Here is a 19,134-nt window from a genome sequence, read left to right as displayed (position 1 = left end):
CTGTATCTATTATCGATACAGGCCTTTTTTATTCTACAATAGCGTGAAATTCTTTGTTGAATTCTTCGCCATAAAGTTGCTTAAACTCTTTATTGAAATGCTCGAATGTGGATTTAGCCAATGAGTGTTTACCTATCTGAGCCAGTGATTTACATTTAATCACCATCGCGTCTTCATTAACAGAATCGAAGTGGAAAATGCAGTTAGCAAGTTTGATTAAAAATTCCGGATCTTCTGATTGCTTGAGTTTACCGGCATATTCCAAACAAATGTCAATGATCTGATTGGCCACTTCCGATTTAAATTCGTCGAGCCACGAGAACTCATTGTTGGCCAGGAAATTACCACGTTGGGTAATATTAATCAGTTCATCAATTTTCTCTTTTGTGATGTTTTTACGGTCGGCAGCAATTTGCAGAAAGTGGTAATAATCAACATACATCAATTTAGGGTCAATCTCTACTTTCCACTTACCTGTTGTTTTTGACAATTGCAAACCACCGCTTTGTTGTAATATATTTTTAAGTTTCGACAGGTTTGCCGAACGGTTATTCTTAGCGCTTTCTTCCGATTTATCGAACCACAATATTTCAATCAGTTTCTCGGGGCTCACACCACGTCCGTATTTTAAGCTGTACACTAATATCAGTAAAAAGAGTTCCTTTAATAAGGAAGTAAATTGCTTGCTGATTTCTTCACCATCTGCTGTAAATAATTGCAGGTCGCCGAAAAGGAATAAACTGCTGCTATTACCCGTGACTTCAAATGTCGCATGTTCTTGTATTGGTGCTAAATGAGAAGAAACTGAAGGAACTACAGCGAGAGTTGGTTCAGCAACAGGTTCTGCTACAGCTGCTTTTGGTTTCCTTTTTAGCAAGAACCAAATTGCTGATAACAATAATGCAACTAATAAAGGCACTATATAAACAAGCTTACTTGTAGATTTTACTGAAGGGGTACTTATTAGCAGTTCGGGCGGGCTCAACAGCGTGTAGATATTTACCGTTGTTTTATTTTCAACTGTACGGAGTAGGGTAACAGCTATAAACTCCTTCTTTTCTTCGCTATAATAGATGTTGGCAAACGAAAACGTGTCAGAAAAATCGTAAGGTATCTTGCTGTTGACAACTTTGAACGACGGATTATCCAGCGAACCTATCAATAATTGCAGGTACGAGTTATAAGTATGGTTAGGGAAAATAAGTGTATAAAAATGCTTGTTATCCTTATCAATAATCATTGAATTGGCAAAAGCCCAATCCTCGTTCTTAACTTTTAAATCATAAAGTTTTGTGAAGGTCTTTGTCCTGGCATCGAACTTCGTCAGGTCATAAAAGTTTTTTGGGCCGAGTGCCTGCAGGCCACTGTTGCTACCGTAACCACCCAGAATGTAAGCAATATCACCATTATTGGTAGTACCTGTAGCCGCTAAATAACGTGGCGAAAAGTGGGCACCGCCTGCATTTACCATTTCCCATTGATGGGTATCGAAGCTGTAACGATTTATTGTGTTTTTATATTTAAACTGCCCATATCCATCTAATATATATAACGAGTTATCGGCAGACCGGAAGAAATTATTAGACTGCCAGAAATCTATTGCCGGGTCGGCAATGCTGTATTTCTGGTTCCATCGCCGGGTTTTAAAATCAAACTTTATAATTTCCTTCTGCTTGTTCTCTATATAGTAGTTATATAAGGTTGAATCATAAGGATTAAAGCTTGATTCATTACTTTTTACCAGGTTAAGCGGACCAGAATTATAGCCGATAGCCGACAGAGAATACTTCTTTAAGGAGAAGGTAATTAAAGAATCAGCACCTACAATATACAGTTCACTCGTACGCGGATTAAAAGCAACACTGGCGGCCCCATTAATTTTCAAGCTTTTTTGATGAGACCATTTGGCATGCAGCGAATACATCCATAATGGATTCACAACTTCGCTTTGCAGTTTGTCATGATCTTCATGCGCAATATTGCCCTGGTTTTCATTCAATGCCCAATGATAGGGGGCACTGTTATCGGCCTCAATTTTTACATCTCTTAATTTAAACGGAGGGCAATCATTGGTTTTAAAAGTTGAGAAATTATTAACGCCGAAAAATAACTTATAAAGGTTGGGCTTAAAATGAAAATTATGTTCAACATATTTATTGTTGTTCACCATCACCGTCAACTCGTCTTTCGCGAAATTAAATGTAAGTGTAAACTTATTCCAATGGTTAACCAGGTCGGTTTGCGAGATATTGAAACTGATATTAGAGTAGCGGTCGCCCATCACCAATTTAAAGTGGTTGGGGTCTATGCCAGGCTCATCAGGCCTTGGGTCGCGCTTGTTATAAATAAGGTCCACATTGTTTTTCCCGTTTTCAATCAGTCGAAAAATATAACCGTAATAATCTTCACGGTCGGGCAGGAACGACATTTCGAAGGAAATTCTGATAGTATTATCTATATGTAATCCGTTCTGTGGAAACAGATCTAAAGAAGTTCTTTTCTCAGGGACAGTATCGTGGCTGAAAAATCCCAAACCATACGATTGGCCCCAACTCTCGGGTACCAAACAGGTATTAAGCAGCAACAACACTAATAATAAGCGTATCGTGTTCATGACAATATATCACCCCGCAGGAGGCAGTATTGAAAATAGGTTTTAAAAATTCAATGAAATTGAAAAGGCTATAACTGGTAATAATTATAATCAAAATAAAGATAAATATTAAAACACTATCCACAACACTTTTTAATAAGGAATGTGAATTTTTCATCGCTTGCTTATGTTTCCACCTGCTTTAATCAAAATAGATGTAAAACTGTGCATTCAACAATTAACACTAAGGTCACATAAGTACGCCGAAAATATTTTCATTTTACCCGCATTTTTGAGACATTAATTTAAAATCTGCGCTCATATTTATAAAAAGGCCGTTTTTATTTTTCTCATTAAGGATCATTTAAGGTTCTGTTAAGGATCGATGCGTACTTAGCTCCCGATATTTTAACCAATAACACCTATTATTAAACCTTAAATTCTTAAACATGAGAAGACTTTTATTCATGCTTTTTTTTACATGGAGTGTGATTCAATGTTTGGGACAGAACCGTGTAATAAAGGGCAAGGTAACCGATGAAAAAGGCCAACCTTTACCCGGCGTTACAGTCACTGCCAAACAAACCACTCAGCGCATTGCCACCAATACGGATGGTAATTACACCATTACACTTAATGGTAATGTTAATGTGCTTGTATTTACTTTCGTAGGCTATCAACCCCAGGAGGTTAATATTGCCGGGAAAGCAACTGCCGATGTTAAGATGTTACCGGCCGCCTCCAGTACCCTGGATGAGGTTATTGTTACAGCGCTTAACATCCCCCGCGAAAAGAAATCATTGGGTTATGCTATTCAGAGTGTCAACGTAAATGACATGACCGAAGCCCGCTCGCAAAACATCAGCGACCTTTTGGATGGTAAGGTATCAGGCTTGCAGATTATTACCAGCGGGCAGCCAACGGGCTCCACTCGTGTAGTTATACGTGGCGCTAATTCAATCACCGGTAACAATCAGCCGCTTTACGTGGTTGATGGTGTACCGATTGATAACAATGACTCTAACGGCCAGGTGGGCAACCTCGATTACGGTAACAACGCTGCCGACCTTAACCCGGATGATATTGAAAATATCCAGGTTTTAAAAGGGCCTAATGCAGCTGCTCTTTATGGCTCGCGCGCGGCTAATGGTGCAATTTTGATTACCACTAAAAAAGGTAAAAAGAATTCGGGCCTGGGCATTTCTTACAATGGTAACTATATGGCCTCACGTGTACTGCAGTTTCCTGACTTGCAGTATATATATGGCGAAGGTACCGGTGGCCGTATGAATGGTACGCTTGTAGGTCCGTTGGGCTCTGGCGTTATACAGGCGGGCACAAGTGGTAGCCCTGCTCGTAACTGGGGTTCGCCAATGTTAGGGCAACCATATTTAACTTATAATGGTTTGTTGTCAACTTACTCACCTCAGGAAGAAGCAGTAACCGGTTTGTTTAAAGTAGGCGGTACATCAACACAAAACGTTTCTCTAACCAATGCCGACGACAAGAGCTCTTTCCGTATTTCTTATACCAGAACAGATGCTAATGACGTGGTGCAGAACCAAAACGTAGTTAGCAAAAATAATTTCCAGTTAACTGGCAGCAGGCAGTTTGCACCGTTTTTGAGAATAGAAACCCGCTTACAGTATATCCAGGAAACGGTAAAGAACCGTACCTATCGTAATGAAGACCCCGCCAACCCATTAAATTATATTAACAACGCGGTATTGAGCATTCCATTAGAAAGTTTGATCCCATGGAAAGATGCTAACGGCAACGCGATACTTGGTGGCGGTAATACCAGTATCGAAAACCCTTACTGGGATATTAACGAAAACTCGAACAAAGACACCCACAACACCCTGATCGGTGGGGTAACTGCTTATATTAAAATATTTAAAGACTTACAATTCAGGGCGCAGGAATCGGGCGATTTGCTGTGGGGCAATCGTTACACTTTCATTCAGAAAGGATCTTTAAGTAATATCCCTGGTTCGTATAACGAGTTTCAACAGAATAATAAGGTGTGGAATACCGAGGGCTTGTTTTTATATAACAAACACCTGAAAGATTTCTCAATCGTAGCCAACCTGGGGGGTAACTTACGTTATACCAATTATTATAATACCCAAACAGGGACAGCATCACTTGCAGTACATGATGTAAAGAACCTCTCGAACACTACCAGTATTTATACAGCTAATGAGTCGCTCGTTAGGTCGCAGGTTAACTCTGTGTATGGCACAGCATCTGTTGGTTACAAGGATTTTGTATTTGTGGATGTTACCGGCCGTAACGATTGGTCATCAACCTTACCTGCTGCCAACGCCTCTTTCTTTTACCCATCAGTTAGCGGCAGTTTTGTATTTACCGAACTGTGGAAAAACATCCCGCCGTCTATTTTAAGCTTTGGTAAGATAAGAGCATCAATAGCTAAAGTAGGTAATGATACCAGCCCATATAACCTGTACTCGTTGTTTGGCAACGGCGGCAGCTTTAACGGCATTAACTACGTAACCTTCGATCAGTTGCTGAAGAACAGCAACCTTAAACCGGAGTTAACAACATCAACAGAAATAGGGTTAGAGTTGCACTTCCTCAATAACCGTATTACTTTAGATGGCGATGTTTATAAGTCGAAATCAGTTAACCAGATCCTTACCGGATTTACCCCTCCCGAATTTGGCTTTAATCAACAGATAATAAATGCAGGGTCGGTACAAAATAAAGGTATTGAACTTTCTTTATCGGGAACACCGATCAGAAGCAAAAATTTTAGCTGGGATGCCATCTATAACTTCTCTGCAAATCGCAACAAAGTACTTTCTCTTGCTCCGGGAATATCATCCATTTTGTTAGGGCAAGCCGTTACCGGAAGTGTTTATGCCGAAGTTGGAAAACCGATAGGGGTAATACGCGCACAAGATCAGGCTTACTCGTCTGATGGTAAAGCGCTTATAGTCCCAAGCACGGGTGTACCTTATTATACAACGATAAACCCTGTTTTGGGTAACGCAAGCCCAAGTGCATTAATGTCCTTCGGTTCTACATTTAAATATAAAAGGCTGAGTTTTAACTTCCTGGTATCAAGCCGTATCGGAGGCTCAATTTATTCGGGCACCAGCTTCCGTTACTTTACATCAGGTATATCTTCTCAGACCTTACAAGGCCGCGATGCATGGTTGTTTAGCGATGGTGTATTGGGCGAGAATGGAAACGAACAAAATGGAACAACATCTATCTACAACTTGGCGTACCCGGATGCCGCCCGTGTAAAAGGATCGATCTTTCCGGGATATGCACCTTTGCTTAATGCTAACGGCCAACCGGTGTTAGATGCTAACGGCAATATGATAGCCAATCTTAATGCGCCAAATACCCGTTACATTTCCCCTCAAACTTACTGGCAGCAGGTAGGTGGGCACATTGGCCATTTGTATACTTATGATGCTTCTTATGTAAAGCTTACCCAGGTAATTTTAAGCTACCAGCTTAACCAGCGATGGTTGCCTCATGTTTTCAAAGCTGCATCTGTATCGCTTGTAGGCCGCAACCTGTGGATCATATTCCAAAAAACGCCTAAAGGTATCGATCCAGAATCCGCCGCTTCTTCAGGAAACGGACAAGGATTGGAAATGGGCGGTTCCTTACCCTATGCAAGCTATGGTGTTGATTTAAAACTTTCATTCTAAGTTGATTATGAAGAAGATTATTATATATATCACCCTGGTGCTTATCTGCACTACGGTATCATGTACCAAAGATTTTACGGGCTTAAATACAGACCCTTCGAGGTTTGCATCGGCTGCTCCCGAGTCTATATTAACCGGTGTTTTCTTGAATACCATTAACAAGCTGGAAAGCAACAATATTAGTTACCTGTGGGAGTACAGTCATATTGTTGACCCCGCTGGCCGCTATTTAGGTGGTGATGAAGGAACCTGGAAAACCATGTATATTAATGTATTGGGTAATACCGAACAGTTGAAAAAACTGTACGTAGGCAATGCAGCCTATACCAATCGCGTTGCTATTACAGATATTTGGGAATGCTATGTTTACGCTTACCTGGTAGGTACTTATGGCCCTATACCTTACAGTAATGCAGGCAAAACAAACAATCCTGATGTGGAGTATGATGATGAAAACACCATCTACACTTCTATCCTCAATCGCTTAAAGGCTGATGCTGCCGCCATAAATGTTAACGGCGATAAAGTAAACCCCGATGTAATTTTCAACGGTAACTTAACCCAATGGATAAAATTTGCCAATTCGTTAAGGTTACGTATTGCTTTACGTGTACAAAATAATTTACCTGATGTTGCCGCTACCCATGTTAAGGATGTGATGGCTAACGAAAGCATGTTAATGACTGCTGATGCTGATGATGCCAAATTTGCTTATGGAACTGCCACAGGCAGCCAATCTGTTTACTACACTCAACTGGTACAGGGAACCGCATTTTTAGGAACCGCAGCGCCGGTTATGAGCGATTATGTGTTTACTTATTTCCGCTCGTATCATGATCCGCGAATTGATGCTTATTTCCAGAAAGCGGCAACGCCTTTTAATATTACAGATACCTTAACCAGTACCAAAAGCAGTTTGCATTATATTGTGTCTTACCCTATACCTCACTTAGGGCAGCCAAAAACACAGCCAAGCCAAACAGCATTGACCGACTGGGGGCTTACCGGTGGGACATTTATTGGAGCCACGGTACCTACTAATTTTAGTACAATGCCTGCTGCGTTAACCGCGTCAACCCGTCCGTTTTATATGATGACTTATGCTGAGGTTTGTTTCCTGAAAGCAGAGGCCGTTATGAAAGGCTGGGGAGGTTCGCAAACTGCCGATCAGTATTATTATGCAGGTATCAATGCCAACTTTGCTTTCTGGGGGTTAACCCCTGCACAGGCATCAGCTTATGAAGCTCAAAATGGCATTAAATGGGGCACAGCTGGCCATGGCTTTAACTATGATCTGGGCTTTATTAGCACCAGTATTCCGGCCGATAACATGACCAAGATCTGGTTACAGGAATGGATAAATTTTTATGATGATGGCGCATTTGATGCCTGGTGCTTGCAACGCCGTACCCATAATCTCATTTTACCGCCGCATACCAATCCGGGCAATAACCCGGGGGTTACAGGTGTTGGCGCTAATTATGCCAACCTGCCCGATCGCTGGTTTTATCCGGTACAGAGCGAAGTTAATACTAACCCTCTTGGGTATGCTAATGGTGTGAAATTACTGGGTAGCCCCGGCGATTATGTATTCACTCCTTTAAAAATAGAACCGGCTTATACTTATCCTAACTGGCCCAAAACTAAAGTATTTATCGACTATAGTTTTGTAGAGAAATGGTACGGTAATAATATAGAAGACCTTACCGCCGCAGGTATAAAATACAGCGTGTTATCAACCTATTAATAAAAAACTGAAGATGAAAAAGAGACATATATATACAATTGGTTGTTTGGCGTTATTAGCGCTAACAAGCGCATTCTCCTGCAAAAAGAAGGAACCAACTGTAGAAGACAACTTCCTGGATTATAAGATCCCCGATGTACCGGTTACAAGTAATTATACGGTAGGTGCATTTTATTACCAATTTGGATCATTTAATACCAATGTTACCCAAAAGCCAACGGTTGGTGGGCCTGGGCCATATTTTTATTCAAACGGTTTCCCGGCACTGGGTACAGCTACAGCACCGGTACTTACCCCGGCTATTATGGATCAGCACGTGGCGGATGCGCAATTGGCTAAGATTGATTACTTTATATTTTCGGTAAGATCGCCCAATTTAAACAACGCCGGTTTCAAAGCCGATTCTAACACCATTGTGTCGTTTTTAAATGCAGCTAACTCATCAAAAACCAACTTCGCTGTTTCCTACAGTCTTGATATTGGGCTGTTAGGCATCACCAACTCTGGCGGCACCAGTGGTAATGGGGTAACCATTGAGTCCAACGCTACTAAACTGGCGGCATTTTATAACGATTTCAAAAGGTTATCCTATTGGATGACCAAGGCTAATTACCAAAAGGTGAATGGCAAATATCTGATCGTAATAAATAACGCACAAGATCTGAACTCAAATAACAATGCCGCATTATATGCGCAGCTCAGGAGCAATTTATCGGCAATGGGTTTCCAGCTTTATATTGTAGGGATGCAAAACCGTTGGTCGCCGCCAGAGCGTTATTTCTATCGTTTCCAGAACTGTACCGATGCGATGTATGAGGCCAATATGTCTGATTATGCGAGTGATATCGACAGGTTTAACCTTTTCCCACAGATGTGCGATCAAAACTTTGCTTACTGGAAAACAACTGTTGAATCATGGGGACAGGAATTTATCCCTTGTGTAATGGCCGGGTATAATTACCAGATTGGTAACCCAACCTCATCAAACCTCAGTGTGCAGCGTACGGCAGATGGTGCTTATTATAAAACATTTACCAATGTGGCTAAACGCAATGCTTCCAAAAGCAGGCTGATATTCGTCGATTCATTTAACAACTTTAGTGTGGATTCGCAGATTGAACCTACCCAAAGTTATGGTACACTTTACCTCGACCTCACCAGGACGGGCTTCAAAGTAAACTAATCAACATGAAAGACCGGGTAATTGCCCGGTCTTTTTTCATGCAAATAAAAATCTGCTTTGGTCACCAATTTATGTGCCTGTTAATACTTTATTAAGCAATAAATAAGCGTTGTGCATTTTTTTGAAGTATTAACCCATTATACTCTATGAACAAAACAAAATATACGCTTTTAGTTACCGCGGTATTGTACGTTAACGCTATTGCTGCAATGCATCATGTAAACAAAAAAGCAGCTCATTTACATGCTGATACCACAGGTTGCAATTGCGATGTAGATAAACAAATAGAGCTGGCTGCCAAAACGAAGGGAAATAAGAAACCAATTAGTACGGTATCGAAAACTAAAACGGATGCTGCTATCCCAAAATACCTCGATCCTAAGGTTCCTATTGAAGAGCGGATAACAGATCTGCTTCCCCGCTTAACGCTCGAAGAAAAAGTTGTTGAGCTAAGCGACAGCTGGGGATCAAAAGCAATTCCACGTTTGAAGATTCCAGCTATGCTAAAAACTGAAGGCTTGCATGGGCAATCTTATTCAACCGGGGCAACTATCTATCCGCAACCCATAGCTATGGCCAGTACTTTTAACACCGATTTAGTTAACAAGATTGGTATAGCCACCGCGGTTGAAAGTAAAGCCGCAAATCTGCGCGTAACCTGGTCGCCGGTGCTGGATGTAGCACGCGATGCCCGTTGGGGCAGGGTAGAAGAAACCTATGGCGAAGACCCTTACCTCGTAAGCCGGATGGGCGTGGCCTGGATCAATGGATTCCAAAGCCTGGGTATGTTGGCCGTCCCCAAACACTTTGCCGGTCACGGCGAACCATTGGGCGGGCGCGATAGCCATGATGTGGGCTTATCAGATAGGATGATGCGTAATATCCACCTCGTGCCATTCAGGGCTGCGGTAGAAGAAGCACATGTTGGTGGCGTAATGGCTGCCTATAGCACATGGAATGCCGTACCCGACAATGGCTCGACCGAATTACTCCAAAAAATACTACGTGAGGAATGGGGTTTCGATGGCATGGTGGTTTCTGACTGCAGCGGCCCCGAAAATTTCCTGTACAAACAATCAACCGTCAGCAATTTAGAAGAGGCCTGTCGCGAAGCTATTCGTGCGGGTGTAGATATTGAATGTGGCTCAGCTTTTAAGAAAGCGCTGAAGCAAGCGGTTCAAGATGGTTATCTAAAAGAGAGCGAACTGGATAATAACCTTCGCCGGGTTTTCAGGGCGAAGTTTAAACTTGGTTTATTTGAAAATGCAGGCTCGCCTGATATGGTTTGGGATAAATTACCAGCCTACAACACACCAGAGCATCAGGCTTTGGCAAGGGAAGTAGCCGTACAAGGATCGGTGTTACTGAAAAATGATCGACAGTTACTTCCATTAAAAAAAGATATTAAAACTATTGCCGTAATTGGCCCCAATGCAGATATTGCACAGATAGGTGATTACTCGGCCAAGCCCGAAGCCAATCAATTGGTTACTGTTTTGCAGGGTATAAAATCGCATGTGAGTGTGGGTACAAAGGTGTTATATGCGCATGGCTGCGATGTGCTGTCGGCGGATACCTCTGGCTTTGCAGAAGCCAAGCAAATGGCCGCTCAAGCTGATGCTGTAGTATTAGTTGTTGGAGATCAATCTGTACGCGAAAATATCCATGATGCATCCAAGCCGACTACAGGCGAAAATGTGGATGGCGCTACTTTAGAAATTCCGGGCGTGCAACGCAGGTTAATCAAAGCTATTCAGGCTACAGGTAAGCCTGTGGTATTGGTACTGGTAAATGGCAAACCTTTTACCCTGAGTTGGGAAGCCGAAAATATTCCAGCCATACTCGAAACCTGGTATCCGGGCGAAGAAGGCGGTAACGCCACAGCTGATCTGATCTTCGGCGACCGTAACCCATCGGGGAAATTGCCTATGACTTTCCCCCGCCATGTAGGCCAATTGCCGTTAACGTATGACTATATGCCATCGGGTCGTAATTATAATTATTATGATATGCCATTTGCGCCACTGTTTCGCTTTGGGTATGGACTAAGCTACACTACCTTTAAGTATAGTAACCTGGTTATTACTCCTAAAAAAGATGATCCCGGTTTTGTATCAATTTCGGTAGATATTCAAAATACAGGCGACCGTGATGGTAATGAAGCAGTACAATTATATGTTACTGATATGGTTACTTCGGTAATTACCCCGGTGATACAGTTGAAAGGAGTGAAGAAGGTTTCGCTCAAAAAAGGAGAAACGCAGACTGTGAATTTTGAATTAACGCCATATCAACTATCTATCTTAAACCCCGGTATGGATAGGGTATTGGAGAGCGGTAAATTCAGGGTGCACATTGGTAGTGCCAGTCCCGAGTTTCCGGGTGGCAATACGGATCAAAAACAGAAGATTGGTTTTAAAGACGCGACTGAAGGTATTTCGGGAGAATTCAACATAGATAAAAACTATAAGGCCAATTTTAGCTATCAGCTTAAAATACCTACAACCGCACATGCCGGCGAAAGCTTCCCGGTTACGGTAACGGTTAAAAATGAGGGCAACCTGCTGGATATTGCCGATCTTAAAATTTACGGTGAAAACTTAATAGATACCCATCGTTTCGAAATAGCAGCGGGCCAAACCAAGAGCTTTACCTTTAATATCACCTTATACCACAGCGGGCAGCAAAATGTAAATGTGGTTTTGGGTTCTAAGATAACCTCGGGCAGTATTCAAGTCTTAAAATCACCTGCAAGGTTACAGTTGACTAATGCTCGTACCGTTATTGGTAACGATGGCGTATTGCATTACAAAGCACTAGCTACCAACGTTGGTAGCGAACCTTATCAAAATACACTAACCATTGCTGCGGATGGTAAAGAGGTTGCGCGTCAATCCCTCACACTTTCGCCGGGCGAACATCGGGATGTTAATATTGATTATGCGTTTCCGCACTCGGGTGCTTTTCAGTTAAAAGTTGGCAGCGATGCACCGCAGCAAATTATTGTGCCGGGAGGAGTGAGCTTAGGACTTAAAGATCCACTGGTGTATCTGAATTTTGATAATGCAACTGATGGCGGCGTGCGCAACGAAGTTACAGGCACTATACTCCCGGTAAAAGGTAAACCCGAATATGCAAATGGCAAGCAAGGTAAAGGCTTTTACACGGCTGATAAAAAGACATTTATTAATGCTGGAAGCTTAGACCTGTACCGGAAACCTTTTACGCTTGCTACCTGGGTAAATATCGATGCTTTAGAAGATGGACAAGCCATGCTATTTGGCGGCCAGGCACCAATGGGAGCCGATATTGATGTAAGCGGGACTAACCTCGCAGCAGGGATCTTCAATAAACAATTATTCTCCTCTTTCCTGGATCGTGATGTGAAGGGGAAAGCCCAAACTGAAACCGGTAAATGGGTTCATGTGGCTTACACCTATAATCCGGATAAAGAGCAAGGCTCGCTATATATTAATGGTAAACTCGATCAGCAGGGGGCGCAAAAACCTTATGCTGGTCCATTGGAAATGATTGGTGGGGCACAGCGCTTTAATCACGGTAAATACACGATGGATGATGTATTAATAACCCGCTCATGCCTGCCTGAGAGCAGCATTAAGCTATTGGCAGATGAAGGTATCAACGCCTTTCAAAAAGGTGAAATAACTACTGATTGGCGCGACCTAACTGCTATGCTTGTCAACTTGAAAGCATCAGCAAATATTCCTTTAAATAGTAATATTAAAGTAACGGTTGAAGTTGGCGATAAAAGCGGTAATAGCATTGATTCTAAAACCATCGACCTAAAATCGGGTGAACAGAGTATCCCTCTAAACGGTATTAAGCCCGGCGCTAAAGTGAAGCTTAAAGTTACGTTTACAGCTACTAAGCTGGGTGTGATACCGACTCTCCAAACGGTTTCGCTCGATGCCATCAGGTGGTCAACCACAGATGAATGGCAGAAGGGCAGCCATTCCGAAAGTTTGAAGATCGGCTTATAATTAGAAAAGAGAAGGCGGGCAAAATGTCCGCCTTTCTTTTTTTAATATCTCTGTATTTTTCTGACTATTAAGCTTTTATTAAACTTCCATTAAACTCCTCATCTACATTCGGTAGTAATAAATACGGTCATTCTGTTTCTCCAACAAGTGGCCTTAATAAACCTAATAACCTATAAAAATGAATTTAAAAACGTTTGTTCCACCGTAGGTTTGGCCTGCTTTTGTCATCGCGCTAATAAACCTCCATAAACATTAACAATCACCAATTATTAAAAAATGAGAAAAGAAATGTTATTATGGGCATCAGCCCTGTTGTTATTTTCGGGCTGTTCTAAAAGTAACCTGGCCGAAAAAAGTGTGAATCCTTTAACTAAAAAAATGACCGGAAGTACTACCTTATTATCGGGTACCGGCGATGTAGTGGGCAAAATAACCGTGGGCTATCAAGGTTGGTTCGGCTGTGCCGGCGATAACTCTCCATACAACAGCTGGACACACCAAAACCTGGAATGCTGGCCCGATGTTCGCCAATATACCACCACCTACGCAGGCGATAAATTTAACCAGGCCGGTGTGCAACAAGCAGCTTTTAATGGCAATCTGGGTAATGGCCAGCCAGCCAAAATGTTTTCATCGTACGACCAATCGACCGTTAATGTGCATTTCTTATGGATGCAGCAAAACGGTATTGACTGTGCCGCCTTACAAAGATTTGGAGGTGCGCTAAACACAGACGCGCGCGACAAAGGTTTCCGTGATGGCATGGCTACCCGCGTACAAAATGCAGCGCAAACTTACGGGCGCAAGTTTTATATCATGTATGACATCTCGGGCTGGACTAACTTCCAAACAGAAATGAAGACCGATTGGACCAGCTTCATGAGCGCACATACCACATCATCGGCTTATGCCAAACAAAACGGCAAACCGGTAGTGTGTATCTGGGGTATTGGTTTCGCTAACAGGCCAGGCAATGTTACCTCATGGTCTGATGTTATTAACTGGTTTAAATCTCAGGGATGCTATGTAATTGTTGGGGCACCGGGCAATTTCAGTACAGATACGGCAAACCAGGCTGCCTATAACCTGGCCGATATGCTGATGCCATGGCGGGTTGGCGCTACCACCAATTTCCAAACGATGGATGCCAATGATCTTACTTATTGCAATGCGCATAACATCGATTATCAAACTGATATTTATCCGGGTACTGCTTTCTACAACTCTAATGCTTCAAGGCCTAAAAATGAAATCCCGCGGGTACATGGCGATTTTATGTGGTCGCAATTCGCCGGGGCGAAGAATGCTAATGTAAGCAGCGTTTATATTTCGATGTTTGATGAAATGAACGAAGCTACAAGTATCTTAAATTGTGCCGAAGATGCTTCATCTATCCCGGCAGGCAATTATTTCCTGACGCTGGATGCAGATGGCACCCATGTTTCGTCCGATTTTTATCTGCGCCTGGTTAATGATGGTGGTAAAATGATTAAAGGGCAAATTGCCTACACGGCATCGCACCCTACACCGCATGTGTTAACACCACCTGCAAGTTTAACGCCGCATGTGCTTTCCAGTTCTTCGATCCAGATCAACTGGTCGCAGGTTGCAGATGCGCCGGTTTATAATATTAAACGGGCTACAGTAAGCGGTGGTCCATATACTACGGTTGCCGCCGGTGTTACAGGTGGCACTTACACTAACACAGGTTTAACAGCTAATACTACTTATTATTATGTAATATCGGCAGGTTATATCAATGGTGGTGAGAGTACCAACAGCGGGCAGGTTAGTGGCAAAACCAATCCATAATACATTAAAATTAACCATTTATAGTAGCAAAGGGTGCGAATAATTATTCGCGCCCTTTGCTGTTTTATAACAAACAAAGGCTATAAAGCTTTGCTGCTAAGCTTATTTTTTATAGCTTAGCTTATTCGTGTAAGCCGCGACGCTTTCTGTTGTCCGGAAAACCTATAAATTGATTTTTTGCTTTAGATGTTGTTAATGCATGGTAACTGGTTTATTATGAGATGGTGTGGATTTAAAATATTTGTAATTACAGCTATTTTAACGGTGGGTGCTTTTCAGTGTACTTTTGCCGAATCATACGGCTTAAGCTTTTACAGCCATGAAGTAGTACAGGATAAACGTACCTCCCTGCAATTAAATACAGGCAATACACTGCAATCAAAAGATAATTTTTCTGTTACTTTCGATCTTTCATTCATCGCCCATCAGGAGATCTATTTCGGTTATATATTCCGACTGATCAATGATAACAACCAGAATATCGATCTTATTTATGATAATCAGCCAAACACTAAACATTTTAAACTGATTGTTGGCGAGCATTTAACCCAGATACAATTTAACCTGCCCGATAAGCTGCTTTTTGAAGATTGGACCAATTTTAAAATTATAGCCGATTTTAAAAATGACAAAATATCCTTAATAGCAGGTGGTAATACTTACATCGAAAATAATGCGCATTTAAAGCAAGGGAGTAACTATAAGTTACTGTTTGGGGCTAATGCTTATAAGCAGTACCAGTCTACAGATCTTCCGCCTATGAAGCTGCGGGATGTTAAGCTGTTACAGCAGGATAAACTGGTTGATTACTGGCCTTTGAACGAATATAGCGGCAATATAGCCGTTGAAACTGTTAATCAGAATAATGGCGTGGTAACTAACCCGCTTTGGCTAAGATCCCGTCACCGCAACTGGCAGCTCGAAAAGGAACTTACCGTGCCTGGGATTGTAAGTTCGGCGTTTGATGCAAAAACACAAAGCATTTACCTGGTTACTTCCGATTCTGTGATCGTATACTCGGCTAATGGCTCTAAAAAAATGCATGGCCTTGGTTATGCCACTGGTACAGAAGAGTTGGTGCCGGGCGACCAATCCCTCTATTTCGATAATAAGCTATATTACATTTTTACTGATAAAAAGCTGGTAGCCACCTATAATACGGAAAATAAAAACTGGGATCAACGATTAAAAAAACTTCCTTCATTTACCAATTACGGCCATTTAAACAAATTTTTCTCGGCCAGGGATACTTCATTATATATAATCGGCGGCTACGGTCAGCTGATTTATAAAGACAGTGTTTCGAAGTATAATGTTAGCAATCATCAATGGGAATATGTAAAGACTAAGGGCGATGCTTTTACACCAAGATACCTTGCAGGCTTAGGCACAACAGCTAATGCAGATACTGCTTATATTTTAGGCGGATACGGCAGCGCATCGGGCCAGCAAATTGTAAACCCACGCAATTTGTATGATATGATGCGCTATACGGTAAAAGATAAAACCTTTAAAAAGCTCTTCGATCTGGATTCGAAAGGAGAGGACTTTGTTTTTGCCAATTCATTAATTATCGATCAAAAAGCTAAAACTTATTATGGTCTGATTTTTCCTCAGCATAAATACAATTCGCATTTGCAGTTAATCAGGGGATCGTTAGAGAACCCATCGTACCAGGTTGTTGGTGATGCCATTCCTTTCCTGTTCCATGATGTTTCGTCATTTGCCGATCTGTATTACAGCAGCGAGACCGGGAGCTTTTTTGCTGTGACCTTATTGCAGGATAACAATAATACCCATATTAAGATTTATTCGCTGGCTGGTCCGCCCGAGGTATTACAGGCTACCGCATCATTGGCAAGCACTGCTGGTTTTAAAGCATGGTGGCTGGAAGTATTTATTGGTGTACTTGCAGTAATTGGCGGTATCTTATATTTAAAGAGAGGTAAGCCAACCCAATTTACCCCGCATATAAACGAAGAGCCTGTTGCACCAAGGCCGGTAGTAAACCACGTTGCTCACCAGGAAACCGAAGAGATTATTGCAAGCATTGAGTTTCCGGTAGTGCCTAACCCGACCAGAAATGCTATTTACCTGTTTGGCGACCTGCACTTATTTACAGATCAGGGTGCGGAAATCACCAAAGCATTCACCCCGCTTTTAAAAGAGTTGTTCCTGATCATCACCCTATATTCTATTAAATGGGGCAGGGGGGTTAGTTCCGAAAAGCTGAATGAGATTCTGTGGTTCGATAAATCGGAAAAAAGCGCACGCAATAACTGTTCGGTTAATATTGTGAAGCTGAAAACCCTATTGGATAAGATGGGGCATTACCATCTTTCGAAAGATACCGGCTATTGGAAAATAGATATTGATTACGATGCGATTTTTGTGGATTACTATAATTACCTCAGCATTGTATCCAACAAAGAAGAGCTCGACAAGCAAAAGATTTTACAACTTACGCAAATCACCCAACGCGGTAATTTCCTGTCGAATATTGAGTACGAATGGCTGGATACTTTTAAGTCTGATGTATCAAACGAGATCATCGACTGCTACCTGCAGTTTGCCAATTCGATGAAGATCTCTGATGATCCACGTTTCCTTATCAAACTGGCTAACGATATTTTCTATTTCGACCCTGTTAATGAGGATGCCATGATCCTGAAATGTAAAGCGCTATCGTTCCTGGGCAAACACTCGCTGGCCAAAACCACTTACGAGAGTTTCAATAAAGAGTACAAGGAAATTTATGGGGAGGATTTTGAGAAGAATTTTCACGCCGTAATGGAATAATTTCTATTAACCGTCAAAAAAACGTTCATTAATTTCGGGATTAGGCATTTATTAAAGTTTTGTTAATCGCTGCCGGTTAATTTGTATTCCATAATTAACCATTTAACTAATTAACCAAAAGCGATGAGACAATCTCTATCAGTTAAAATCCCCTCATTTAATATTAAAAACCGGTTAAGCGCATTTTGTGCTGCGCTTGTATTTTCGGTGACCGTTCTATTTTCTTCGGGCAGCGTTATGGCACAAAAAAATCCATTCATCACCAGTATGTATACTGCCGATCCATCAGCCCACGTATGGAAAGATGGCAGGTTGTACGTATATGCATCGCACGATATTTTCCCGGCTCGTGGTTGCGATCTGATGGATCAGTATCACGTGTTTTCTACCAATGATATGGTTCACTGGAAAGATCATGGCGAAATTTTACGCGCAAGCCAAGTGCCATGGGGCAGACCAGAAGGCGGTTTTATGTGGGCGCCTGATTGTGCCTATAAAAATGGGACTTATTACTTCTATTTCCCGCACCCAAGCGGCGAGGGTAAACTGTGGAACAGTACCTGGAAAATTGGTGTAGCAACCAGCAAAAGCCCGGCAAGCGGCTTTAAAGTGCAAGGCTATATCAAAGGCCTCGACCCGATGATTGACCCATGTGTTTTTGTTGACGATGACGGCCAAGCTTACCTGTTTTACGGCGGTGGCGGCACCTGTAAAGGCGGCAAGTTAAAAGACAACATGATGGAAGTTGATGGCGAAATGCAAAAAATGGAAGGCCTACAGGATTTCCACGAAGCCAGCTGGGTACACAAAAGAAACGGTATCTACTACCTGTCGTATTCAGATAATCATGATGTAAACGGTAAACACAACCAGATGCGCTATGCTACAAGCAAAAGTCCGCTTGGCCCGTGGACTTACCAGGGCATTTATATGGAACCGACAGATAGCTTTACCAACCACGGTTCGATAGTTGAATACAAAGGTCAGTGGTGGTCGTTTTATCACAACAGCTCATTATCTAACAACGATTGGTTAAGATCAATCTGCGCTGATAAATTATATTATAATGAAGACGGTACCATCAAAATGGTAGTGCAAACAACCGGGGCAGAGAAGAAGTAGCCGATCCTATATTTACCTTAAAAAAATCAGGAGCACGAATGTGCTCCTGATAACCAATTACGAACAGCGGCTGAGAGCCAATAAGGAATAATTTTTTTATTACTCAAATAACGCGCTGAAGCCTTAAGAAATTTATAATTTCTGATTAATAACAGCTTAAACGCTGTTTTTTTTGAATTAATAAT

8 protein-coding genes are annotated in these 19,134 nt (G+C 42.0%); 7 read left to right on the top strand and 1 reads right to left on the bottom strand.

What is annotated here, in order from left to right:
* Window positions 1-28: 28 nt before the first annotated feature.
* Window positions 29-2,614: an AfsR/SARP family transcriptional regulator gene (locus PQO05_RS16950; RefSeq protein ID WP_273628614.1), complete on the bottom strand. Its 2,586-nt coding sequence runs from the start codon at window positions 2,612-2,614 to the stop codon at window positions 29-31.
* Between the two features lie 428 nt (window positions 2,615-3,042).
* Between PQO05_RS16950 and PQO05_RS16945 the strand changes: the two genes are divergently transcribed.
* The 7 genes from PQO05_RS16945 to PQO05_RS16915 all read left to right on the top strand — a co-directional run bounded on the left by PQO05_RS16945 (window position 3,043) and on the right by PQO05_RS16915 (window position 18,949).
* Window positions 3,043-6,285, top strand: coding sequence for a SusC/RagA family TonB-linked outer membrane protein (locus tag PQO05_RS16945; RefSeq protein WP_273628613.1), 3,243 nt, complete (start codon window positions 3,043-3,045; stop codon window positions 6,283-6,285).
* A gap of 7 nt (window positions 6,286-6,292) precedes the next feature.
* On the top strand, window positions 6,293-8,032 hold the full coding sequence (locus PQO05_RS16940; RefSeq protein WP_273628612.1) for a SusD/RagB family nutrient-binding outer membrane lipoprotein: 1,740 nt from the start codon (window positions 6,293-6,295) through the stop codon (window positions 8,030-8,032).
* A 13-nt stretch (window positions 8,033-8,045) separates the two neighbouring features.
* Window positions 8,046-9,215, top strand: coding sequence for a glycoside hydrolase family 99-like domain-containing protein (locus PQO05_RS16935; RefSeq protein ID WP_273628611.1), 1,170 nt, complete (start codon window positions 8,046-8,048; stop codon window positions 9,213-9,215).
* Window positions 9,216-9,361: 146 nt separating this feature from the next.
* Window positions 9,362-13,216, top strand: coding sequence for a glycoside hydrolase family 3 N-terminal domain-containing protein (locus PQO05_RS16930; protein WP_273628610.1), 3,855 nt, complete (start codon window positions 9,362-9,364; stop codon window positions 13,214-13,216).
* Window positions 13,217-13,492: 276 nt separating this feature from the next.
* Window positions 13,493-15,028: a glycoside hydrolase family 99 protein gene (locus PQO05_RS16925; RefSeq protein WP_273628609.1), complete on the top strand. Its 1,536-nt coding sequence runs from the start codon at window positions 13,493-13,495 to the stop codon at window positions 15,026-15,028.
* A 216-nt stretch (window positions 15,029-15,244) separates the two neighbouring features.
* Entirely contained in the window at window positions 15,245-17,827 is a 2,583-nt protein-coding gene (locus tag PQO05_RS16920; RefSeq protein ID WP_273628607.1) for a galactose oxidase, read from the top strand.
* A 123-nt stretch (window positions 17,828-17,950) separates the two neighbouring features.
* The gene (locus PQO05_RS16915; RefSeq protein WP_273628606.1) at window positions 17,951-18,949 is read left to right on the top strand and encodes a family 43 glycosylhydrolase; all 999 of its coding nucleotides are present in this window, start codon (window positions 17,951-17,953) and stop codon (window positions 18,947-18,949) included.
* Window positions 18,950-19,134: the final 185 nt, after the last annotated feature.

It is taken from the genome of Mucilaginibacter jinjuensis (assembly GCF_028596025.1).
In the GTDB taxonomy this organism is placed as follows: Bacteria; Bacteroidota; Bacteroidia; order Sphingobacteriales; family Sphingobacteriaceae; genus Mucilaginibacter; species Mucilaginibacter jinjuensis.
Note: the sequence above shows the minus strand (reverse complement) of the source record. Positions and strands in the feature narration are given on the sequence as shown.